Genomic DNA, 21,095 nt, shown 5'->3' on the forward strand with positions numbered 1-21,095 from the left:
ACTACCGAAACACACGGCGCCAATTCCGCACTTTGGTTCGATTCTGACTGGAGGTCAGAAAATGAACATCAAGAGCCTTCTTCTCGGCTCCGCTGCGGCACTGGTCGCAGTTTCCGGTGCGCGCGCCGCCGACGCCGTCGTCGTCGCCGAGCCGGAACCCGCTGAATACGTCAAGATCTGCGACGTCTACGGCGCTGGCTACTTCTACATCCCCGGCACCGAAATCTGCCTGCGCATCGGCGGCTACGTCCGTTATGACATCTCCGCCGGCCAGGCTGGCTCGTTCGACGGCGCCAGGTACCAGGACCTGTCGGATGCCCTCGATGGCGAAGACAACGTCAACGACGGCTACTACAAACAGGCTCGCTTCACGCTGAGGACCTACACCGGCCAGGAAACCGAGATGGGCACCTTGAAGACCTACACCGAGACCCGCTTCAACTGGGGAACGGGTCACTATGACGACACCCTCTTTTCCAACTTTGGCAGCAGAGGCGTTTCGCTGAACTTCGCCTGGATCCAGCTCGGTGGTTTGCGCGTCGGTAAGGACGAAACGGCCTTCAATACGTTCACTGGCTACGCCGGCGACGTCATCCAGGATACGATCGTTCCCTACGGCGGCTTCGACACCAATGTCGTCCAGTACTACTTCGATGCCGGCAACGGCTTCTCGGCGGTGGCTTCGTTGGAAACCGGTGAAGGCTTTGTCGTTGACGGCGGCGCCCTCAATCTCGGTCACGACTCGATCGACAGCTATGTTCCGTATGTAGTTGGCGGCGTGAAGTACACGCAGGGCTGGGGATCCATCAGCGGTGTTGTCGCCTATGACAGCAGCCTCGAAGAATGGGCCGGCAAGGTTCGCCTCGACGTGACGCCGATGCAGAACCTGTCGCTGTTCTTGATGGCCGGCTACGGCTCTGACGACAACCTCCCGCGCAACTACTACAAGCAGTGGGGCGGTAACTGGGCAGTCTGGGGTGGTGGTGCCTACACCATCAACGAGAAGACCACGTTCAACCTCCAGGCGTCGTATGACGAAGCCAAGGAAGCTGGCGTCGCGGCCAATATCAAATACGAAATCGTTCCCGGCCTGGTGATCACGGCCGAAGTGGACTGGGCTCATAACAGCCATCACATCGATAGCGACTCGCTGCCCGGCTATGAATACAACTGGACCGGCATCCCGGGCGACAAGAAAAACGCCGTTGGCGGTATCCTCCGCTTCCAGCGCTCGTTCTAAGGGCTGGACTTAAAGCAAGTGAAATCCAGCCCGGGCGCTTAAACGTCCGGGCTGTTTTTGTTTTCGCGACTGGTAGGCAAACAGAAGGAAAGGGGGTTCGGTAGCTGAACAGGGTTGTGGAACGATGTCGTTGGGATCCGCCAACTGGTGGATGAAATCGGCCGCAACGCTTAAAACTCTTGAAAGGGCACCGCCAAGCAGGTAGGTCTAGGCCTATCCACTCGGGGGTGTGGCGAATAATGACGAATGATGCGATTCAAGAGGGAGGAACCTCTGATCATTTTTCGATGTTTTCTTCTCAAACTGCAAAGATAAAATACAGTTATAACAAGATACGAGAAGTAAAGTCGCACAGGATCGGAGAACTGTTTTCAGTATACCGGGACATACTTTGGGATGATGGGCGGCATAAATACAATGTCAGCTCCTTCATCGGCGAAATAGACGAGATCCTCCTTGGGGAGCGTTTCAGCGCCTTTGACCAAAGCACCCTCGACAACCTTATCGGCACCTTGCGCCAGCGCGGCAACAGCAACGCAACCATCAACCGGAAGATGGCTGCCCTCAGCAAACTGCTGCGCAAGGCTCATAAGATGGGGGATATCCACAGCCTGCCCGAGTTCCGCCGCCAGAAGGAGCGGGCGGGACGGATTCGTTTCCTCGAAAGAGACGAGGAGGCCCGGCTGTTCGCCGCCATCAAAAGCCGCAGCGAGGACGCTTATCGGCTTTCCGTCTTTCTCGTCGACACCGGCTGCCGTCTCGGCGAAGCGCTGGGCTTGATCTGGAACGATATCCAGGAGCACCGCGTCAGTTTCTGGATCACCAAATCCGGCCGCAGCCGCACCATCCCGATGACCGAGCGGGTAAAAGAAGTGATCAAGCTGCCGGCCACCGAGGGCCGCCGGCCCAAAGGCCCGTTCACCAAGCTCAGCCAGGCGCAGTTTCGCGCTATCTGGAACGATGCCAAGGCCGAAGTCGGGCTTGGCGCCGACGATCAGGTCGTGCCGCACATATTGCGCCATACTTGTGCCTCGCGTCTTGTCCAGGGCGGTATCGACATCAGGCGCGTGCAGATGTGGCTCGGCCATCAGACGCTGTCGATGACCATGCGTTACGCCCATCTGGCCACCAACGACCTCGACGGCTGCGTCACCGTGCTGGAGACGCCGCGGTGCAGTGGCGCGGACAGCGGCGGGGCAAGCGCTTTGTCTTCTCCACCTCCGCCAAGGCGGCAACCAAAAAGCGAGCCGGCCGCAAGCAAGGCCCCAAAGCCCGCGAAGAGAAGCGCCAAATCCTGACGGTTTGGGTGGATCTGGCATTGGGTTTCAGGGCAGTTGCTTCAGGTTAGCGCTGCCGCTCATTGCCCTGCCGGGCATTTCTCCCCGTATAGTGACGGGGAGAAAGGTACCCTCGCGAAAGATTTCGCTAGTCGCCAGCGTTCCGGCTAGCCCCTTCTCCCCGTCGCTATACGGGGAGAAGGTGCCGGCAGGCGGATGAGGGGCAGCGCCAACATCGATAAAATTATTTCACCGCTAATTCCAACGGAACTGTCAACGGCCGTCGGAATGCTTTGATCGACGCAAACCCTGCGCGTGAATTACTTCACTCGGTCGAGATTTACTTCCCGCCACCCCGTCGCTCCGCCCGATCGAAAAAGCCAGCGACCTTGCCCGGCAGGCCGCCGGTTTCGAGAAACGGTGCATGCCCCTGGTCGTCGGCGGTGATCGTCTCGATATCGGTATGGCGCGTCCGCATCTGCTCGAGCGTTTCGGCGGACAGCAGCTTCGAGTTGGCGCCGCGTATGACGAGCAACGGGATCGCCGCCAGCGCGTCGAACTGCGGCCACAGGTCGGGCAGCGGCGAGGAGAGGTCCAGGCCGGCCAGCGTGTCGACCAATCTCGAATCGAAATCGGGCAACAACCCTTCCTCGGTCTTGCGGTAAAGGGCTGACGCCATCCGCTCCCAATCCGCATCGGTCAGCGCCGAAAAATCCGCGCCATGGGTGCTGCGCAAGTCGCGGACCACCTCCGCGTACGTCTTCGGCCTTGGCGCGAGGTCGATATAGGAGCGGATATGGGCGAGACCTTGCGCCTCGATCACCGGGCCGATGTCGTTGAGGACGATGGCCTTCAGCACGGCCGGCCGCATCGCCCCGAGCACATGGATGATCAGTCCACCGCGCGAGGTGCCGATGAAGCCAGCCTGCTCGATGCCAAGTGCTGCCAGCCCGGCGAGAATATCGCCCGCTTCGATGCCGATATTGTAATGGCCGATGTCGGCATCGTAGGCGGACTGACCGCGCCCGCGATAATCGTAGGCGACGACCTTGCGCTTCGTCTGCGCTGACAGATAAAGCGCCAATTCGTGAAAGTCACGGCAATTGCGGGTCAGGCCGGGCAGGCAAACGACTGGCCAGCGGCCGGAATTCGCTTCGCCGTAGATGCGGGCGTGCAGGCACAGCCCGTCCGGCGCGGCGTAGAAGAAATCGGAAAAACCCTGCTCGGTTGGCATGTGGACCGCTTCCTCGCAGTTGCCGGATCGTTCCCGACTGCTACAGGCGATGGCAGAGACGGTCAAATCGAAGCATCGGCGCTGAGAATCTTCGAGACATCGGCGGGACAGAGGGGGGCGCAAAGGATCGCAGCCCGACTTAGCTTGAAGCCCGGTCGTCACCCCCGGCCGTTCACCAAATCCCCGACAATATCGTACTTGCCGGAGATACGCATCTTGTAGACCTCGTAATTCTCCATCACGCGCTGAACGTAACTTCTTGTTTCCGTATAGGGAATCCGCTCGATCCAGTCGACGACGGCGTCGACGTCCTTGCCGCGCGGATCGCCGTATTTCGCCACCCACTGGGCGGCGCGGGCGGGGCCGGCATTGTAGCCGGCGAAGGTCAGCACGTAGGAGCCGTCGAAACGGCCGAGCTGCTCGCCGAGAAAGGCGGCGCCCAGCGTTGCATTGTAGCCGGCATCGGTGGTCAGCCGGGCCTGCGAGAAAGTCACGCCGGCCTTCTTCGCCAATTGCTTGGCCGTGGCCGGCATTAGCTGCAGCAGCCCGCGCGCGCCGGCGCTGGAGATTGCGCCGATGTTGAACTCGCTTTCCTGGCGGGCAATCGCATAGGCCAGCGCCTTCCCGGAGCCGGAGATGTTGGCGGTGTCGGGAATGACGCCGAGCGGATGCGACAGCGCGCCGACATCGATGCCGCGGGCGCCGGCGATCTTGCCGACCTTCAGCGCCATGAAATGGTTGCCTTGTTTTTCCGCCAGCACCGCAAGCAGCGCCAGTTCGCCGGGGCTGTTCAGCTGCCCGGCGAGGTCGCGGTAGAGCGTCTCGGCATAGCGGTCATAGCCGGCCTCCTGCAGCCGCTCGATGGCGCTGACCGCCTCGCGGGTGGCAAAATTCTGGCGGTCGGCGGCACTCGGCTGTGGGTAGACGATGTTGAGGGTCTGCCGGCCGACCCGTTCGCCGGCAAGCTGGCCGTAAAAGGTCGTGCCGTAGCTGGCGGCACGGCTGAAGTAATCCTTGGCATTGCCGGGGCCGCCGACTTCGGCGGCGCGGCCGAGCCAATAATAGGCGCGCGACAGCGACATCGGCCCTTGGGCGAGCTCCGCGATTCGCACAAAATGCTTGGCGGCGGTGCTCGGGTCGTTGAGGCCGCGCAGCGCGTACCAGCCGGCATGGAATTCCGCCTCGGCAGCATTGGCGGGACTTTCGGCGGCATGCGCGGCGACTATTCTGTAGGCGGTCTTCATGGCGCCCTGGTCGACCAGCTCGCGCGACAGCACCCGGCGCTCCACCCACCAGGCGTCCGGATCGACCAAAGCGTCACGGTCGCCCGGCGCCTTCATCACCAGCGCGGCAGCGTCGGAAAATTTCTGTTGCTTGCGCAGATATTCGGCTTCGGCAAAGAGATAGCCGGCCGCCCGCTGCGCTGCCGGCACCGCCTTCAGCAGCTTGGCCGCGTTCTTGTCGCCTTTGGTGACTGCCGCCCAGGCATCGGCCAATTGCTGGGCGCCCGCGAGACCGGCGACGCGCAGCGCCGAAGCGACCCGGTCGGCATAGAACATGCGCTCCATGCGGAAGCGATGGTCGGCGGCCGGGATCAGCGCGCCGAACTCGCGGATGACCGTCGCCTCGTCCCTGGCTTCGAGCTTTTCGGTGCGCCAGAATGGCGACAGCACCGAGCGCGCCGCTTTGGTATCGCCCAGCGCTACATAGGAGCGGGCTAGGATCACCACGCCCTCGAAGGTCAGCGGCTGGCTGCCATCGAACGCCCGCACCACCACCTGTGGCGCGGGGTTCTCGCGGTAGAGCGCGCGCTCGCTGTTCTTGCGCAAGGCGATCGTGCCCGGCCAGTTCGGCAGCATTTTTGCCGCATCGGCGATGTCGCCGCTCGGCACCTGGTCGCCGCCATAGAGCGCGATCGCCCAGGCAAGGATGTGCCGGTCGAGCGATTTGGCCGGCAGCGCCTCGCGCACCTGGCGCGCGCGCTGAATGTCGTTTGCCGCCAGCGCATCGAGACCGCTCTTCAGCGCCGCGACGCTGGCGGACGGCGACTGCTGCAGCGCATCGTTCTGCGGCTCGGTCATCGGAATCGCCGACGTGACCTGCACATCGACGCTGCTGCCGATCGCGGCGCCGGGAATCAGCGCGACGATCGCGCTGATAAGCGCGAAAAGATGAGGCCGCCTGATCGGCATGGATTTGGTCATCCCCGTTCTTCGACGCTACAACAGGCACAGATGAATTGAAGCCTATTCGTCTGTGATGAAGGGCCCGTAAAGAAAACCCCATCGAGGTCGTTCGAATTGCAATTGCCGGCGCAATGCTTGCCGCGCAACAATGTCGAGACTATGGTGCGCCGCTTCGCTTTCGGCTAGAAGGCGCGCACGACAAACACCTACAGCGCCGCGCGTCTTCTCAGACGCGCAAAGGACGCTGTAGCACTTTAAATTTGGCGCATGATCCTTTCTGAAAATCGACTGCGATTTTCGGGGTCATGCGCTAGTCCCAAGGAGTTGGACGACATGCTGAGAGGCTCGCTGACCGCGCTCGTGACACCGTTCGAACAGAGCGGCCGTTTCGACGAGAAAGCCTTTCGCGCGTTTATCGCCTGGCAGATCGCCGAAGGCACGACGGGCGTGGTCCCGGTCGGCACCACCGGCGAGTCGCCGACGCTGTCGCATGACGAGCACCGCCAGGTCGTCAAGGTCTGCATCGAGGTCGCCAAGGGCCGGGTTCCGGTCGTCGCCGGCGCCGGCTCCAACAACACCGAAGAGGCGGTTGGCCTGGTCCAGTATGCCGAGAAGGCGGGCGCCGACGCGGCCCTGGTCGTCACGCCCTATTACAACAAGCCGACGCAGCGCGGCCTCTATGCGCATTTCGCCGCCGTCGCCAGGGCGACCAGCCTGCCGATCATCATCTACAACATTCCGCCGCGCTCGGTGATCGACATGAGCCCGGAGACGATGGGGCAATTGGTGCACGACTTCAGGAACATCGTCGGCGTCAAGGATGCCACGGGCAAGGTCGAGCGGGTTTCGGAGCAGCGCGCCACCTGCGGCAAGGATTTCATCCAGCTCTCCGGCGAAGACGCCTCGGCGCTCGGCTTCAACGCGCATGGCGGCGTCGGCTGTATTTCGGTGACGGCAAATGTCGCGCCCAGGCTCTGCGCTGAATTCCAGGAGGCGACGCTTTCCGGCGACAGCGCCAAGGCGCTCGACCTGCAGGACCGTCTGTTGCCGCTGCACAAGGCGATTTTCCTGGAACCCGGCGTTTCCGGCGCGAAGTATGCGCTGTCGAAGCTGGGCAAGGTCGAGAACGTGCTGCGCTCGCCGCTAGTGACGGTCGAGCCGTCGACTGCCGAGAAGATCGACGCGGCGATGAAGCACGCCGGCTTGATAAACTAGGGATGAGGCGCCACCTCTCCGCATCATGAATCAAGTCAGAAAAGCCGATCCCAACAACAAGACCGTTGCGGAAAACCGTAAGGCGCGGTTTTCCTATGAGGTGCTCGACACGATCGAGGCCGGCCTGGTGCTGACCGGTACCGAAGTGAAATCGCTGCGCCAGGGCCAGGCCAACATCCAGGACAGCTACGCCTCGGTCGAGGGCGGCGAGATCTGGCTGATCAACTCCTATTTGCCGGAATACCTGCAGGCCAACCGCTTCAACCACGAGCCACGCCGCCGCCGCAAACTGCTGCTCAACAAGCGCGAGATGGCCAAGCTGGCGCAAAGCGTCGACCGCGAGGGCATGACGCTGGTGCCGCTGAAGATCTACTTCAACGACCAGGGTCGTGCCAAGCTGCTGCTCGCCGTTGGCCGCGGCAAGAAGCTGCACGACAAGCGCGAGACCGAAAAGCAGCGCGACTGGTCGCGCGAGAAGGGCCGGCTGCTGAAGGAGCGAGGGTGAGGAGCAGTCCGCGAAGCGGACGAAAAGTCAATGATTTGGCTTTTCGAGCGGCGAACGTCCGGAGCCATAGCGGCGGGCAGGGTGGACCAATGGGGATAGATCTCTGTTGAAAAACCGGATCGTCTTGTGGAGCGCGGCCGGTCTGCTCCTGGCGGGCCTCGTCCTGGCCGGCGGCTATACCTACTTCAAGACGTTTTCTCCGGACCGCGGCAAATATCCGGTGAGGGGCATCGATGTTTCCCATCATCAGCGGCAGATCGACTGGCGGCGTGTTGCCGCCGACGATGTCGCTTTCGCCGTCATCAAGGCGACTGAAGGCGGCGACCATGTCGACGATGCCTTCGCCGCCAATTTGCGCGCGGCCCGCGCCGCCGGCCTTGCCGTCGGTGCCTATCATTTCTTCACCTTCTGCAGGCCGGGTGCCGATCAGGCACGCAACTTCATCTCGGTGGTGCCGCGCGATCAGCCTTTGCTGCCGCCGGTGGTAGACATCGAGTTCGGCGGCAATTGCCCGCAGCGGCCAACTCCCGAACAGCTGAGTGCCGAGCTTTCCGCCTTCCTCGGTCCGGTCGAGGCGGCGTTTGGCAAGACGGCGATCCTCTATGTGACCGACGAGGCGGCGCAAGCCTATGTCGGGCAGCTAGCCGGCCGCCCGCGCTGGCTGCGTTCGCTGGCGCTGCGGCCGGGCCATGACGACTGGATCTACTGGCAGTACCACAACCGGGGCCGCGTCGACGGCATCAGCGGCGACGTCGACCTGAATGTTCTCCAGGGTGGACCCGCGACGCTGGCCGCGTTGTTTGCCCCAGCGCCTGAAGCGATGTCGACGAATTGACGCTATTCCCGTCCACTAAAACACCCTCAATGGCCCGAAGACGGAACGACGAAGCCTTGACAAATACGGCTATTCGATAGCGTCTCAGTTTTGAGTTCAGCTTACGACCGTTTGCAGAGTTCATCGGCGGAGATACGCTAGCTTGGCCGCATAATTTTGGATTAGCCAATGGCCGCAGCACCAAAAAAATCTTGGATAGTCGCAAGCGACGTAGCCGACCGGGACGGAATCGGCATCGAGCTTTGGATTGAAGGCGACCTCGTGTTGGAGATTTTCCGTGACGACACAAGGCGAACCCGAGAGGTAACCCTCTACCGGAAGGAGATTCCTTTGGAGTTAGTCGAGGAGGCCATTGCGAGGTTCAAAGGTGACATTCCAAGGGATTTTGTAGATTGATCAATCGCCGCCCGATTCATTGTTTCCCCTAAAAGTTGAACGTCACCGTCCCGCCTTTTACGCTTCCGCTAACTATTCATATCGCAGGCGGCGCCGTGCTAAGTGCATTTGATGCCGGAGCGCCCTTCATCAACCAATGACAGCAACGCCCCGCCTGCTGCGACGGATGGCGGCGACCCCCGCCTAGCATTTGTCTATGCGGAGGCGGTGCGTGGCCTCCAGCACCAGCAGGGCGTGGTTGAAAGTCTCAATGCGCGCGCCGGCAATCTGATCTTCGCAACGGCGTTCGCGAGTTCTCTCCTTGGAGGCAGGGCGCTCCAGGATGGCGTAGGGCCTTGGGACTGGCTGGCGCTGACATTGCTTCTTCTTATCGGACTGCTGGTGCGATTATGGTGTGGCCATATTATAACTATACGTTCCGTTTCGATCCCGAGAAGCTGCTCCAGGATTTCGTCGATCAGCATCCTCCCGCAACCATGGATGGGATGCACCGAGCACTTGCGCTGCGCATCAAATCCGACATGGCCAGCAATTGGCGGATCATCCAACGCCTGCGCGTCGCGCTGCAGCTTGCACTGTTTCTGTGGTTGCTGGATCTCCTGGCCTGGTTGTTCGCGATTGCCCGAATCTAGGCGCTTGTGCGCCGGCGCGCCTCGTCTGACTCTATGTCTTCAGAAAAGCTTCTATCTGACTGAAGATATTAACGAACATCGTTTCCGTCAGCACGCCGGTATTGGTGTTGTAGCGCGAGCAATGATAGCTGGAAAATAGCGTGATGCCATTGGCCTGCTGCTGCCCGCCATGCCGGAACGGATAGGCGGCGACGCGTTGGCCGAGCGCCCGCACGGTCGACTGGTGCGCGATCGAGCCCAGCGCCAGCACGGCGCGCAGGTTTGGAAACCGCGCAATCGTCGGCACCAGGAACGTCCGGCAGGTCGCTATCTCGGCGCCAACCGGCTTGTTATCCGGCGGCACGCAGCGCACCGCATTGGTAATCGCCGTACCAACAAGCTCCAGCCCGTCATCAGGTCGCGCCTTGAATTCGCCGCGCGCAAAGCCGTGCGCGATCAGCGTGTTGTAGAGCAGGTCGCCGGCAAAATCGCCGGTGAAGGGGCGCCCCGTCCGGTTTGCCCCGCGCAGGCCAGGCGCCAGCCCGACGATCAGCAAGCGCACCGCATCCTCGCCTTCCGGCGGCAAAAAGGTCGGCACCGGCGCGTTGAACCAGGACGGCTCGCGCCGCCGCCACTCGGCGATGAAGTCGTGCAGCCGTGGGCAGAGCGGGCAGTCGCGATCGGGTTCGGGCGAGACGACCAGGGGCGCGGTCAAGGCAACGACCGTCAATAGTCTTCCTCGTCGACTTCGGCCGGCTCGGGCCGGCGTACCGGCCGCTCCGACGGATCGCGGCCGACTTCATTCTTGAGCGCCATCAAGTCGATGAAATGGTCGGCCTGGCGGCGCAGATCGTCGGAGATCATCGGCGGCTGCGAAGCCATGGTCGAGACGATCGAAACCTTGCGCCCGCGCCGCTGCAGCGCCTCGACCAGCGTACGGAAATCGCCGTCGCCTGAGAAGATGACATAATGGTCGACGACGTCGGCAAGCTCCAGCGCATCGACGGTCAGCTCGATATCCATATTGCCCTTGATCTTGCGCCGGCCGGTCGAGTCGGTGAATTCCTTGGCCGGCTTGGTCACCACCTTGAAGCCGTTATAATCGAGCCAGTCGATCAGCGGCCGTATCGAGGAGTATTCCTGATCCTCGACCAGCGCGGTGTAGTAATAGGCGCGCAGCAGATAGCCGCGTTTCTGGAAGCTCGACAGAAGTTTGCGGTAGTCGATGTCAAAACCCAGCGCGCGCGAGGTGGCGTAGAGATTGGCACCGTCGATAAAGAGAGCGATTTTTTCACGAGGATCGAACATGGAAAAATGTCCTTTTTCGAAATAAGCGGTCGTCTAAATGCGTGGCGACTATCGGCCGGTCTGATAATAGACCTGTTGGCCTTCATCGTTCGAGATAACGCCAGTTTTACGGCAATCCAAGGCACCATGCGGCACCGCAAGCAATTGTGATCGGCGCTGCGTCGTCGCAGGCGGCCCGCGTCAGAGCTGCGCACCGCCATAAAAGCTTGTATTTTGGCGGCGTTCGGGTTATGGACCGCGCCTGTTTTCCATCAAATCCAGGCATGAAAGGGGCAACTCATGGCCCGCGTAACCGTTGAAGATTGCATCGACAAGGTCGACAACCGCTTCGAGCTGGTGCTCCTGGCCGGCCACCGCGCCCGTCAGATCAGCCAGGGCGCGCAGATCACTGTACCGCGCGACAACGACAAGAATCCGGTCGTTGCGCTCCGCGAAATCGCCGACGAGACGCTGTCGCCGGACGACCTCAAGGAAGATCTCATCCATTCGCTGCAGAAGCATGTCGAGGTCGACGAGCCGGAAGCCGACGGCGAGGCGATTGCCGACCAGACCGGCAGTGCCGTTGCGGCCACCGATGCCGACGACGCCGAGGACAACGTCACCTTCGATCGCATGACCGAAGAAGACCTGTTGGCCGGCATCGAAGGTCTGGTACCGCCGGAAAAAAGCGACGATTATTGATCTTAGCAATAACTGCCGACACTTTCGCGTCGGCAGTTTCGTGGCTATCTATGACATGCGCCGTACGCCAGTGCGGCGCATGATTCATTTCAGCATTGCGAGATCCCGCCCATGATGCGTCAGTATGAGCTTGTCGAGCGCGTCCAGCGCTACAAGCCTGACGTCAACGAGGCGCTGCTCAACAAGGCCTATGTCTACGCCATGCAGAAGCATGGCCACCAGAAACGCGCCTCCGGCGACCCCTATTTTTCGCATCCGCTCGAAGTCGCCGCCATCCTCACCGAAATGCACATGGACGAGGCGACGATCGCCGTTGCGCTGCTGCACGACACGATCGAGGACACCACGGCGACCAGAGCCGAGATCGACGAATTGTTCGGCCCCGAAATGGGCAAGCTGGTCGAAGGCCTGACCAAGCTGAAGAAGCTCGATCTCGTCTCCAAGAAGGCCGAGCAGGCGGAGAACCTGCGCAAGCTGTTGCTCGCGATCTCGGAAGACGTGCGCGTGCTTCTGGTCAAGCTCGCCGACCGCCTGCACAATATGCGCACCCTCGACCATGTGCCGGAAGCCAAGCGCCTGCGCATTGCCGAAGAGACGATGGACATCTACGCGCCGCTGGCCGGCCGCATGGGCATGCAGGGCATGCGCGAGGAGCTGGAGGAGATCGCCTTCCGCTTCATCAATCCCGAAGCCTATCGCGCCGTCACCGCACGGCTCGCCGAAATCTTCGAGCGCAACAAGGGCGTGCTGTCCGAGATCGAGAAGGCGCTGTCCACGCTGTTCGACAAATATTCGATCAAGGCCGAGGTCAAAAGCCGGCAGAAGAAGCCGTGGTCGGTATTCCGCAAGATGGAAGCCAAGGCGCTGTCGTTCGAGCAGCTGTCCGACATTTTCGGCTTCCGCGTCGTTGTCGAGACGGTCGAGGACTGCTATCGCGCGCTTGGCGCCATCCACACCACCTGGTCGATGGTGCCCGGCCGCTTCAAGGATTACATCTCGACGCCGAAGCAGAACGACTACCGCTCGATCCACACCACCATCGTCGGCCCATCGCGCCAGCGCGTCGAATTGCAGATCCGCACCTACCAGATGAACAAGATCGCCGAATACGGCGTCGCCGCTCATTCGATCTATAAGGATACCGGCGGCAAGATGAATGGTGCCGCCCATGCGATCTCGAAGGAAACCAATGCCTATGCGTGGCTGCGGCGGACCATCGAGCAGCTTGCCGAAGGCGACAATCCCGAGGACTTCCTCGAAAACACCAAGCTGGAACTGTTCCAGGACCAGGTATTCTGCTTCACGCCGAAGGGCATGCTGATCGCGCTGCCGCGCGGCGCCACGCCGATCGACTTTGCCTATGCCGTCCACACCGATGTCGGCGACACTTGCGTCGGCGCCAAGGTCAATGGCCGCATCATGCCGCTGATGACGGAGCTGAAGAACGGCGACGAGGTCGAGATCATCCGCTCGAAGGCGCAGGTGCCACCGGCGGCGTGGGAATCGGTGGTCGTTACCGGCAAGGCGCGCTCGGCCATCCGCCGCGCCACCAAGAACGCTATCCGCAAGCAATATTCGGGTCTCGGTATCCGAATTCTGGAGCGTGCCTTCGAACGGTCCGGCAAGACCTTTACCAAGGAAAATCTGAAGCCGGTGCTGCACCGGCTGGCGCGCAAGGATATCGAGGATGTGCTGGCCTCGGTCGGCCGTGGCGAACTTGCCTCCACCGATGTCATGAAGGCGGTATTTCCCGACTACAAGGACGAGCGCGTCACGCTGGTCGCGCCCAAGCAGCGCGAGGAGGGTTGGTCGAAGATCCGCAACGCCGCCGGCATGCTGTTCCAGATTCCCGGCCGCGCCGCGCGCAAGGACAAGAACCAGCAGCGCGACGACGCGGTGCCGATCCGCGGTGTGCGCGGCGATCTGCCGGTGCGCTTCGCGCCGGAGGGGGCAGTGCCAGGCGACCGCATCGTCGGCATCGTGCAGCCGGGAACCGGTATCACCATCTATCCGATCCAGTCGCCGGCGCTGCAGGCCTTCGACGACCAGCCAGAGCGCTGGATCGATGTGCGTTGGGATATTGACGAGCGCACCAAGGAGCGATTCCCGGCGCGCGTCTCGGTCACCGCCATCAACGCACCGGGTTCGCTGGCCGACATTGCACAGGTCGTCGCATCCAACGATGCCAACATCCACACTTTGTCGATGGTGCGCACCGCGCCCGATTTCACAGAAATGCTGATCGATCTCGAAGTGTGGGATCTGAAGCACTTGAACCGGCTGCTGTCGCAGCTAAAGGACAATTCGAGCGTCAGCGACGCGCGACGCGTGAATGGGTGAATCGTGAATAGTGAAAGAGGGTGCTCTCACTACCATTCACCATTCACCATTCACCATGGGCATGGAGCGAACAATGAACACCGATGAAGTGCTGGGCATTTTCCGCGAGGCAGGCGCCGTTCTCGAAGGGCATTTCATCCTGACGTCGGGCCTGCGCAGCCCGGTCTTCCTGCAAAAGGCGCGCGTTTTCATGCATGCCGACAAGACCGAGCGCTTGTGCAAGGCGCTGGCCGAAAAGATCCGCGCTGGCGTGCCCGGCAGGATCGACTACGTCGTCGGTCCCGCAATCGGCGGGCTGATCCCGGCCTATGAGACCTCGCGCCATCTTGGTGCGCCGGCGATCTGGGTCGAGCGGGAAGGGGGCGAATTCAGGCTGCGCCGCTTCGAGATCGCCAAGGGATCGCGCGTTGTCATTGTCGAGGACATCGTCACCACCGGCCTGTCGATCCGCGAGACCATCGACTGCCTGCGCGGCCTTGGCGCCGATGTCGTTGCCGCTGCATGCATCATCGACCGCTCGGCCGGCAAAACCGATGTCGGCGTGCCGCTGATCGCGCTCGCCGAATATGAAGTTCCGGCCTATCCGGCCGACAGGCTGCCGCCCGAACTCGCCGCCATACCGGCGATCAAGCCGGGCAGCCGCAATATCTAATGCATGTCGCCCAAAAGTGTGCGGTGGTTTTGGGACAACGACATGCATAAAAACAAGTCAAGAGGCGCTGCCGTGATTGCCGGCATCGATCATTTCGTGCTGACAGTTCGTTCGGTGGACGATACCTGCGCCTTCTATCAGCGCGTGCTTGGCTTCGAGCGCCTCGACGAGCCGGACCGACCAACGGCGCTGCTGTTTGGAACGCAAAAGATCAATGTGCATCAGGTCGGGCGTACCTTCGAGCCGAAGGCCAAGGCGCCGACGCCGGGCGCCGGAGATTTCTGCTTGATTGCCGCCCGGCCGCTCGTCGAGATATGTGCCAGCCTCGCCGCCAATGGCGTGGTGATAGAGGTCGGCCCCGTCGAGCGTGTCGGCGCTCGTGGCGCGATGATGTCGGTCTATTTCCGTGACCCGGATGGCAACCTCGTCGAGGTCAGCGAATATCGATCCTAAGCGGCGCTCCTTAAATTCGCCGCGATCATACCCTGTTCAGAACGGCGACACCCAGGGCTGGCGCGACCGGCCGCCGAGCGGATGCCCTCGGCCTCGTTGTTCTTCGGCCAGCGCATCGCTATATCAAAGTCGTAGTTGCTTTTCGGCGACCGCAGAGCGCAGCATGGGGCTGTCGCGCCCTGGCTGGGAAAAGCCGGCGCGAAGTCATTAATGGAACTAGGAACAGGAACAGAGTGCTTTTTCGACGGCGCAAGCCTGATGGTTTTTTCGAGCGGGTGCGTACCTATTTGTGGCCGCGCCGCTCGTTCTCGCGCTCGCTGCGGTATTTCTCCAAGCGCATCCTGCGGCTTAGGGCCACGCCGCACGCCGTGGCCGCCGGTGTTGCGGCGGGCGTATTCGCGTCGTTTTTCCCGCTTGGCTTCCACTTCATCATTGCCGCCATCCTGTGCTGGCTGATCGCCGGCAATCTGGTCGCGGCAGCACTTGGCACGGTGTTCGGCAACCCCCTGACCTTTCCGCTGCTATGGGCCGCCTCCTGGGAGGTCGGCAAGCTGATCCTGCATGAACACCTGCCGGCGCATGGCCCGCCCGCCCATCTTGGCGACATGCTGCATAATCTTTCCTTTGCGCAGTTGTGGGGACCGGTGCTGAAGCCGATGACAATCGGCGCGATACCGCTCGGCCTGGTTTTCGGCCTGCTGTTTTACGGCATCACCCGCTGGGGCATGGTCACTTTCCACGAGCAGCGCCGCAAGCGTCTGGCCGAAAGAGCCGCAAAGGCTGGAAAAACCGGGCCGGAAGTTCCTGCCGAATGATTATCGGTATCGGCAGCGACCTCATCGACATCAGACGCATCGAGAAGTCGCTGGAACGTCATGGCCAGCGCTTCATCCAACGCATCTACACTGAGATCGAACAGGCGCGCTCCGAAAACCGCGCGGCGCGTGCGGCCTCCTTCGCCAAGCGTTTCGCCGCCAAGGAAGCCTGTGCCAAGGCATTGGGCACCGGTATGGCGCAGGGTGTGTTCTGGCGCGACATGGGGGTCGTCAACCTGGCCAGCGGCAAGCCGACCATGGCGCTGACCAACGGGGCGGCAGCGCGGCTGGACGAAATCCTGCCTGAAGGGCACCGCGCCGTGATCCACCTCACAATAACCGATGATTTTCCGCTCGCTCAAGCCTTTGTGATCATTGAAGCGTTGCCGGTCGAAGAAGCGCCACATTGATTGCATCTGACCACCGGCATGACGTTGCCCAGCGCGCGCCGAGACTCTATACCATCCAACGCACAATCGAGGACGACATGAGCGTGGCTGAAAAAACCCAGAAGAAATCCGGCGGACTTGGCGAAACCGTCAGCGTCATCGTCCAGGCCCTGCTGCTTGCGCTGGTGATCCGCACGCTCCTGTTCCAGCCGTTCTCGATCCCGTCCGGGTCGATGCGGCCGACTTTGCTCGAAGGCGACTATCTCTTCGTCACCAAATGGTCCTACGGCTTCTCCCGCTATTCACTGCCGTTCGGGCCGAACATCTTTTCGGGCCGCATCTGGGGCTCAGAGCCGAAGCGCGGCGACGTGGTGGTGTTCAAGTTTCCGCCGGATCCTTCTGTCGATTATATCAAGCGCGTCGTCGGCCTGCCGGGCGACAAGATCCAGGTCAAGGATGGCCAGCTCTTCATCAACGACGTGAGCGTGCCGCGCGTCAAGGTCGGGCAGATCGACAACCGCGACATCACCGAGGAGAACGGGCCGGTCGATGTCTATCGCGAGACGCTGCCGAACGGCGTCACCTACGACACGCTCGACCTGACGCAGGCCTCGATCGGCGACAATACCAAAGAGTTCAAGGTGCCGCCCGGTCACTATTTCATGATGGGCGACAATCGCGACAACTCGTCGGACAGCCGCTTCACGGTCGGCTTCGTGCCGGAGGAGAACTTGGTCGGCCGCGCCAACCTCATCTTCTTCTCGATCGCCGGCAGCGCCAGCCCGCTCGAAATCTGGAAATGGCCGTCGCAGATGCGCGCCTCGCGCCTGTTCCATTTCGTCAATTAGGACCATGGCGGCGACGAAACGGCTGACCGCCGATGCGCTCGCCGAGGCGCTCAAGGAGCGCACCGGCCACAGTTTTGGCAACCACCAGCGCCTGCAGCGGGCGCTGACACATGCCAGCGCTCGCGGCAGTCACGCCGGCATCGACTACGAACGTTTCGAATTCCTGGGCGACCGCGTTCTCGGCCTTGTCGTTGCCGATATGCTGCTGGCGGCATTTCCCGATGCCGCCGAGGGTGAGCTATCGCTGAGATTGAACGCGCTGGTCAACGCCGAGGCCCTGGCGGAGATCGCCGAGGAGATCGGCCTGCCGGAACTTATTCGCGCCGGTTCGGACGTACGCGGCCTCGATGGCCGCAAGCGCGTCAATCTGCGCGCCGATGCATTGGAATCGTTGATCGCCGTGCTCTATCTCGACGGCGGGTTGGAAGCGGCCCGCGCCTTCATCCACAGATACTGGCAGCCGCGCTCGCAAGCCATCGACGCCGCCCGCCGCGATGCGAAGACCGAACTTCAGGAATGGGCGCATCAGGCGGCGGGCGCAGTGCCAGTTTACATAATCGACAGCCGCGAGGGACCGGACCACGATCCGCTGTTCACCGTCAGCGTCAAGGTCGGCGCCTATCCGCCGGCGACCGGCAGCGGGCGCTCCAAGCGCGAGGCGGAGCAGGCTGCAGCCGCGGCACTTCTGCAGCGGGAAGGCGTCTGGCTCAATCAAGGGAGTGCCGCATGATCGCCACCGAAGCTCCGGCAACAGAAGCTCCCGCTACCCGCTCCGGCTTCGTCGCGCTGATCGGCGCGCCCAATGCGGGGAAATCGACGCTGGTCAACCAATTGGTCGGCGCCAAGGTGTCGATTGTGACGCACAAGGTGCAGACCACCCGCGCCATCGTGCGCGGCATTGCCACCCACAACAACGCGCAGATCGTCTTCGTCGACACGCCGGGCATATTCAAGCCGAAGCGCCGGCTGGACACCGCGATGGTGACCACAGCCTGGGGCGGTGCCAAGGACGCCGATATCGTGCTGCTCTTGATCGATGCCGAGCGCGGCATCCGGGGCGATGCCGACGCCATCCTCGAGCGGCTGAAGGATGTTCGGCAGCCGACGGTATTGATCCTCAACAAGGTCGATCGGGTCAAGCACGAGACGTTGCTGGCATTGTCGGCGGCAGCCAACGAAAGGGTGCCGTTCAAGCGCACCTTCATGGTTTCGGCGCTGACCGGGTCCGGCTGCAAGGACCTGCTCGACTATCTCGCCGAGACCTTGCCGGCCGGACCCTGGTACTACCCGGAAGACCAGATCTCCGACCTGCCGATGCGCCAGCTCGCGGCCGAGATCACCCGCGAAAAGCTCTATCTCAGGCTGCATCAGGAACTGCCTTATTCCTCCCACATCGAGACCGAGAAATGGGAAGAGAAGAAGGACGGCTCGGTGCGCATCGACCAGACCATCTATGTCGAGCGCGACAGCCAGAAGAAGATCGTGCTCGGCCATAAGGGCGAGACGATCCGCGCCATCGGCCAGGCGGCGCGCATGGAAATAGCAGGCATACTCGAGCAGAAGGTGCACCTCTTCCTGTTCGTCAAGGTGCGCGAGAACTGGGGCGACGATCCCGAGCGCTACCGTGAAATGGGGCTCGAATTTCCGCAGTAGAGATCGGCTAAGGTCAAACCGCGCGGCTCTGATACAACAGGCGGTCAGACCGGTCCTTACGTCGCCGCTTGGACGGTTCTCGTTCGTCGTCCCTCCGTCATACACGCTCCTTATAGGCTCTGCGAAAGACCCACTTCCGAGCAACACGGAACCGACGGGCAAGCAGCCAGATTTAGGACATGACCAGGACTTGGAATCGCATCGACCCCAACCGTCAGACCGAGTTTGCAAACGCCGTCGCTGTTGAGATCCAGCGCGTGCTGGCGCGGCAAAATGAGGTGACGAACAGTGATGCGATCGTCGCAGCGGGCAGGGTCGCCGGCGCCGTTGCCGCCGCCGTCGCCTTGCTTGCGCCGACGGACATCAGGGCGATCGATACCATGCAGGAGAGATTGCCTGACAGGGTATTGCAGCTGGTGAGGCTCCTGGCAGCGGAAGCCGCCGGCCAAACCACCGAGGCGTCCGCCTCATCGGCGTTTGGAGACCGGAGCATACAGGTCCCAAGCCGGCCTGCCGGAAGAGACGACATCGATTCGATGCGGGTGGAGGACTGGGCGGGGCGGGTGGCTGGACCGACATTCCTGGAAGACAATTTCGGCATATCGCGTTCGACCCTGCATCGTTGGCAGCGGAGCTGTAGGGTTGTCGCCTTGCGGACCGGTGGCCGCAAACATGTGTTTCCGCTGGCGCAGTTCGTCGATGGCAGGCCGGCATCCGGAAGTGTTGTCTGCAATGCCGAATCCGCGGCGCGCATGGCACTGGCTGATCGGCCCCGCCGCCGTGCTCGACGGCCGTATTCCAATTGAGTTGCTTAAACAGGATTTGGTGGCGGATGTTGTCGTTGCTGCTCAGCACGAAGCACGTATGAAGCTGGCTTAACTTCCTTCTGCCCTTCGAATTTTCTAGATGGACAGATAAAACGTTGGGCTGCAATTGTACAGCCGGCTAACGTAAAAGTACTCTTCTAACTTAAGGTGACAATGTGCCATTTGTGTCATTTCAGTCTGGGGAATTAAATGCACGTGATATTTGTGCAACACGGAGTTATTCTGTTGCAAAAACCATCATTATTTCTGGAATAGTCATTGAGGATCAAGCGCGGATGGGTATGTTCGCCGCCGAAAAGGGGGAGCGGTGCGAGCCTTTTTCGATCTGGGGTGAGGCGGGGAATGCTGCTGTTCAGCCACAAAATTCGAAACCATTTTTAACTTTGACTGGAGAGGTCAGAAAATGAACATCAAGAGCCTTCTTCTCGGCTCCGCTGCGGCACTGATCGCAGTTTCCGGTGCGCGCGCCGCCGACGCCGTCGTCGTCGCCGAGCCGGAACCCGCTGAATACGTCAAGATCTGCGACGTCTACGGCGCTGGCTACTTCTACATCCCCGGCACCGAGACCTGCCTGCGCATCGGCGGCTATGTCCGTTACGATATCGGCGTGGGTGATGTCGGCTCGTTCGATGGTGCAACGTCCGGCGACCACGAGGACGGCGACGAGAACGACACCTACCGCAAGAACGCCCGCTTCACGCTTAAGACCTGGACCGGCCAGGAAACCGAACTCGGCACCTTGAAGACCTACACCGAGACCCGCTTCAACTTCGGCAACAGGCAGGGGTACGCCACCGTCAATAACAACGGTACTCCGGCTGATTCTACCGACGATTTCTTCAACCCTAACGCTGCCGGCAACTCCGGCGTTTCGTTGAAATTCGCCTGGATCCAGCTCGGTGGCCTGCGCGTCGGTAAGGACGAATCGGCATTCGACACCTTCATCGGCTACGCCGGCAGCGTCATCCAGGACACGCTGGTTCCGTATGGTGCCTTCGACACCAATGTCGTCCAGTACTATTTCGACGCCGGCAACGGCTTCTCGGCCGTGGTCTCTCTCGAAGAAGGCGCGGGCGACATTGGCACAATCGACAGCTACGTTCCGCATGTCGTCGGCGGCGTGAAGTACACGCAGGGTTGGGGCGCCATCACCGGCGTCGTCGCTTACGACAGCAACTATGAAGAAGTGGCCGGCAAGGTTCGCCTGGACATCAAGCCGATGGACAACCTGTCTCTGTTCATCATGGGCGGCTACGGCACCGACGACAACCTCACGGATGACGCCGGCAACGCGATCGACGCCCACGGTCGTGGCTTCTACAAGCAGTGGAGCGGCAACTGGGCGGTCTGGGGTGGTGGCACCTACACCATCAACGAGAAGACCTCGTTCAACACCCAGCTTTCCTATGACGAAGGCAAGAACTTCGGCGTTGCAGCGAACATCGCCTATGAAATTGTCAAAGTGACCTGCCACTGAATTTTCATCCGGCTGCAGTTAGAGCCTCGGCGGGTTTTACGCCGTATGGTGCGGGTTGAGCAACGGGTGATCGGCGGAGCTGGTCGGGGTTGCGCAGCCGATCGTCCGTTGCGGTGAGATTGGCGGCATAAGCCGCAGGCGTGATGTATCCGA

General features: G+C 61.6%; 23 protein-coding genes and 1 pseudogene. 19 read left to right on the forward strand and 5 right to left on the reverse strand.

Going from position 1 to position 21,095, the window contains the following annotated elements:
- Positions 1-61 precede the first annotated feature (61 nt).
- On the forward strand, positions 62-1,240 hold the full coding sequence (locus NKH23_RS32710; RefSeq protein WP_352717455.1) for a porin: 1,179 nt from the start codon (positions 62-64) through the stop codon (positions 1,238-1,240).
- A gap of 239 nt (positions 1,241-1,479) precedes the next feature.
- Positions 1,480-2,538, forward strand: a complete 1,059-nt coding sequence (locus tag NKH23_RS32715; protein ID WP_502908357.1) for a tyrosine-type recombinase/integrase — start codon at positions 1,480-1,482, stop codon at positions 2,536-2,538.
- Between the two features lie 319 nt (positions 2,539-2,857).
- Here the strand turns inward: NKH23_RS32715 and NKH23_RS32720 are convergent, their stop codons facing one another.
- On the reverse strand, positions 2,858-3,751 hold the full coding sequence (locus tag NKH23_RS32720) for an alpha/beta fold hydrolase (protein WP_353036464.1): 894 nt from the start codon (positions 3,749-3,751) through the stop codon (positions 2,858-2,860).
- 158 nt (positions 3,752-3,909) lie between these two features.
- Entirely contained in the window at positions 3,910-5,943 is a 2,034-nt protein-coding gene (locus NKH23_RS32725) for a lytic transglycosylase domain-containing protein (protein WP_352914660.1), read from the reverse strand.
- Positions 5,944-6,270: 327 nt separating this feature from the next.
- Between NKH23_RS32725 and dapA the strand changes: the two genes are divergently transcribed.
- The 5 genes from dapA to NKH23_RS32750 all read left to right on the forward strand — a co-directional run bounded on the left by dapA (position 6,271) and on the right by NKH23_RS32750 (position 9,520).
- On the forward strand, positions 6,271-7,152 hold the full coding sequence (gene dapA, locus NKH23_RS32730) for a 4-hydroxy-tetrahydrodipicolinate synthase (protein WP_352914617.1): 882 nt from the start codon (positions 6,271-6,273) through the stop codon (positions 7,150-7,152).
- 25 nt (positions 7,153-7,177) lie between these two features.
- Positions 7,178-7,657 (forward strand): SsrA-binding protein SmpB, encoded by a 480-nt coding sequence (smpB, locus tag NKH23_RS32735; RefSeq protein WP_023768487.1) that lies wholly within the window; start codon positions 7,178-7,180, stop codon positions 7,655-7,657.
- A 106-nt stretch (positions 7,658-7,763) separates the two neighbouring features.
- Positions 7,764-8,492 (forward strand): GH25 family lysozyme, encoded by a 729-nt coding sequence (locus NKH23_RS32740; protein ID WP_352914619.1) that lies wholly within the window; start codon positions 7,764-7,766, stop codon positions 8,490-8,492.
- 168 nt (positions 8,493-8,660) lie between these two features.
- Positions 8,661-8,888 carry a hypothetical protein gene (locus NKH23_RS32745; protein ID WP_352862677.1) on the forward strand — a complete coding sequence of 76 codons (228 nt, stop codon included), beginning with the start codon at positions 8,661-8,663 and terminating at the stop codon, positions 8,886-8,888.
- Between the two features lie 335 nt (positions 8,889-9,223).
- Complete coding sequence (locus NKH23_RS32750) at positions 9,224-9,520, forward strand: hypothetical protein (protein ID WP_352914621.1); 297 nt, start codon at positions 9,224-9,226, stop codon at positions 9,518-9,520.
- A gap of 31 nt (positions 9,521-9,551) precedes the next feature.
- On the opposite strand, the gene NKH23_RS32755 is transcribed toward NKH23_RS32750, so the two are convergent.
- Both NKH23_RS32755 and NKH23_RS32760 read right to left on the reverse strand, forming a co-directional pair.
- On the reverse strand, positions 9,552-10,229 hold the full coding sequence (locus NKH23_RS32755) for a uracil-DNA glycosylase (RefSeq protein WP_352914624.1): 678 nt from the start codon (positions 10,227-10,229) through the stop codon (positions 9,552-9,554).
- A complete protein-coding gene (locus NKH23_RS32760; RefSeq protein ID WP_352848761.1) occupies positions 10,226-10,807 on the reverse strand; it encodes a LabA-like NYN domain-containing protein in 582 nt (193 codons plus the stop codon). The genes NKH23_RS32755 and NKH23_RS32760 overlap by 4 nt, the downstream gene beginning before the upstream one ends.
- Before the next feature lie 279 nt (positions 10,808-11,086).
- Here NKH23_RS32760 and rpoZ point away from each other — a divergent pair, with 279 nt between their 5' ends.
- The 12 genes from rpoZ (at position 11,087) to NKH23_RS32820 (ending at position 20,942) form a co-directional block, all read left to right on the forward strand.
- On the forward strand, positions 11,087-11,488 hold the full coding sequence (gene rpoZ / locus NKH23_RS32765) for a DNA-directed RNA polymerase subunit omega (RefSeq protein ID WP_023719890.1): 402 nt from the start codon (positions 11,087-11,089) through the stop codon (positions 11,486-11,488).
- Between the two features lie 111 nt (positions 11,489-11,599).
- Positions 11,600-13,828: a RelA/SpoT family protein gene (locus NKH23_RS32770; protein WP_352467217.1), complete on the forward strand. Its 2,229-nt coding sequence runs from the start codon at positions 11,600-11,602 to the stop codon at positions 13,826-13,828.
- A 73-nt stretch (positions 13,829-13,901) separates the two neighbouring features.
- Positions 13,902-14,480 (forward strand): orotate phosphoribosyltransferase, encoded by a 579-nt coding sequence (gene pyrE, locus NKH23_RS32775; protein ID WP_352914627.1) that lies wholly within the window; start codon positions 13,902-13,904, stop codon positions 14,478-14,480.
- A 42-nt stretch (positions 14,481-14,522) separates the two neighbouring features.
- Positions 14,523-14,933 (forward strand): VOC family protein, encoded by a 411-nt coding sequence (locus NKH23_RS32780; protein ID WP_352914629.1) that lies wholly within the window; start codon positions 14,523-14,525, stop codon positions 14,931-14,933.
- A 233-nt stretch (positions 14,934-15,166) separates the two neighbouring features.
- Positions 15,167-15,748 carry a DUF2062 domain-containing protein gene (locus tag NKH23_RS32785; RefSeq protein WP_023677769.1) on the forward strand — a complete coding sequence of 194 codons (582 nt, stop codon included), beginning with the start codon at positions 15,167-15,169 and terminating at the stop codon, positions 15,746-15,748.
- On the forward strand, positions 15,745-16,158 hold the full coding sequence (gene acpS / locus NKH23_RS32790) for a holo-ACP synthase (protein ID WP_352914632.1): 414 nt from the start codon (positions 15,745-15,747) through the stop codon (positions 16,156-16,158). The genes NKH23_RS32785 and acpS overlap by 4 nt, the downstream gene beginning before the upstream one ends.
- Before the next feature lie 77 nt (positions 16,159-16,235).
- The gene (gene lepB, locus NKH23_RS32795; protein ID WP_352914635.1) at positions 16,236-16,985 is read left to right on the forward strand and encodes a signal peptidase I; all 750 of its coding nucleotides are present in this window, start codon (positions 16,236-16,238) and stop codon (positions 16,983-16,985) included.
- Positions 16,986-16,989: 4 nt separating this feature from the next.
- Positions 16,990-17,715 (forward strand): ribonuclease III, encoded by a 726-nt coding sequence (gene rnc, locus NKH23_RS32800; protein WP_352914638.1) that lies wholly within the window; start codon positions 16,990-16,992, stop codon positions 17,713-17,715.
- The gene (gene era, locus NKH23_RS32805; protein ID WP_353036466.1) at positions 17,712-18,638 is read left to right on the forward strand and encodes a GTPase Era; all 927 of its coding nucleotides are present in this window, start codon (positions 17,712-17,714) and stop codon (positions 18,636-18,638) included. The genes rnc and era overlap by 4 nt, the downstream gene beginning before the upstream one ends.
- 179 nt (positions 18,639-18,817) lie before the next feature.
- Entirely contained in the window at positions 18,818-19,444 is a 627-nt protein-coding gene (locus NKH23_RS32810; RefSeq protein ID WP_353016335.1) for an antitoxin Xre/MbcA/ParS-like domain-containing protein, read from the forward strand.
- Positions 19,445-19,620: 176 nt separating this feature from the next.
- Positions 19,621-19,872, forward strand: a complete 252-nt coding sequence (locus NKH23_RS32815) for a hypothetical protein (protein WP_353025472.1) — start codon at positions 19,621-19,623, stop codon at positions 19,870-19,872.
- Positions 19,869-20,942: a porin gene (locus NKH23_RS32820; protein ID WP_353025471.1), complete on the forward strand. Its 1,074-nt coding sequence runs from the start codon at positions 19,869-19,871 to the stop codon at positions 20,940-20,942. The genes NKH23_RS32815 and NKH23_RS32820 overlap by 4 nt, the downstream gene beginning before the upstream one ends.
- A 4-nt stretch (positions 20,943-20,946) precedes the next feature.
- Here the strand turns inward: NKH23_RS32820 and NKH23_RS32825 are convergent.
- Positions 20,947-21,095: pseudogene (locus tag NKH23_RS32825) on the reverse strand (IS3 family transposase); the annotation flags it as partial.

It is taken from the genome of Mesorhizobium sp. M1328 (genome assembly GCF_040318075.1).
GTDB lineage: Bacteria > Pseudomonadota > Alphaproteobacteria > Rhizobiales > Rhizobiaceae > Mesorhizobium.

Bases quoted from the DNA above. Each gene is read 5' to 3' on its own strand.
- lepB (WP_352914635.1), top strand. From the start codon at position 16,236: ATGAGCGTGGCTGAAAAAACCCAGAAGAAATCCGGCGGACTTGGCGAA.
- NKH23_RS32780 (WP_352914629.1), top strand. From the start codon at position 14,523: ATGCATAAAAACAAGTCAAGAGGCGCTGCCGTGATTGCCGGCATCGAT.
- pyrE (WP_352914627.1), top strand. From the start codon at position 13,902: ATGAACACCGATGAAGTGCTGGGCATTTTCCGCGAGGCAGGCGCCGTT.
- NKH23_RS32810 (WP_353016335.1), top strand. From the start codon at position 18,818: ATGACCAGGACTTGGAATCGCATCGACCCCAACCGTCAGACCGAGTTT.
- NKH23_RS32725 (WP_352914660.1), bottom strand. From the start codon at position 5,943: ATGCCGATCAGGCGGCCTCATCTTTTCGCGCTTATCAGCGCGATCGTC.
- NKH23_RS32770 (WP_352467217.1), top strand. From the start codon at position 11,600: ATGATGCGTCAGTATGAGCTTGTCGAGCGCGTCCAGCGCTACAAGCCT.
- NKH23_RS32745 (WP_352862677.1), top strand. From the start codon at position 8,661: ATGGCCGCAGCACCAAAAAAATCTTGGATAGTCGCAAGCGACGTAGCC.
- NKH23_RS32710 (WP_352717455.1), top strand. From the start codon at position 62: ATGAACATCAAGAGCCTTCTTCTCGGCTCCGCTGCGGCACTGGTCGCA.
- dapA (WP_352914617.1), top strand. From the start codon at position 6,271: ATGCTGAGAGGCTCGCTGACCGCGCTCGTGACACCGTTCGAACAGAGC.
- rnc (WP_352914638.1), top strand. From the start codon at position 16,990: ATGGCGGCGACGAAACGGCTGACCGCCGATGCGCTCGCCGAGGCGCTC.
- NKH23_RS32720 (WP_353036464.1), bottom strand. From the start codon at position 3,751: ATGCCAACCGAGCAGGGTTTTTCCGATTTCTTCTACGCCGCGCCGGAC.
- smpB (WP_023768487.1), top strand. From the start codon at position 7,178: ATGAATCAAGTCAGAAAAGCCGATCCCAACAACAAGACCGTTGCGGAA.
- NKH23_RS32820 (WP_353025471.1), top strand. From the start codon at position 19,869: ATGAACATCAAGAGCCTTCTTCTCGGCTCCGCTGCGGCACTGATCGCA.
- rpoZ (WP_023719890.1), top strand. From the start codon at position 11,087: ATGGCCCGCGTAACCGTTGAAGATTGCATCGACAAGGTCGACAACCGC.
- acpS (WP_352914632.1), top strand. From the start codon at position 15,745: ATGATTATCGGTATCGGCAGCGACCTCATCGACATCAGACGCATCGAG.
- NKH23_RS32715 (WP_502908357.1), top strand. From the start codon at position 1,480: ATGACGAATGATGCGATTCAAGAGGGAGGAACCTCTGATCATTTTTCG.
- era (WP_353036466.1), top strand. From the start codon at position 17,712: ATGATCGCCACCGAAGCTCCGGCAACAGAAGCTCCCGCTACCCGCTCC.
- NKH23_RS32760 (WP_352848761.1), bottom strand. From the start codon at position 10,807: ATGTTCGATCCTCGTGAAAAAATCGCTCTCTTTATCGACGGTGCCAAT.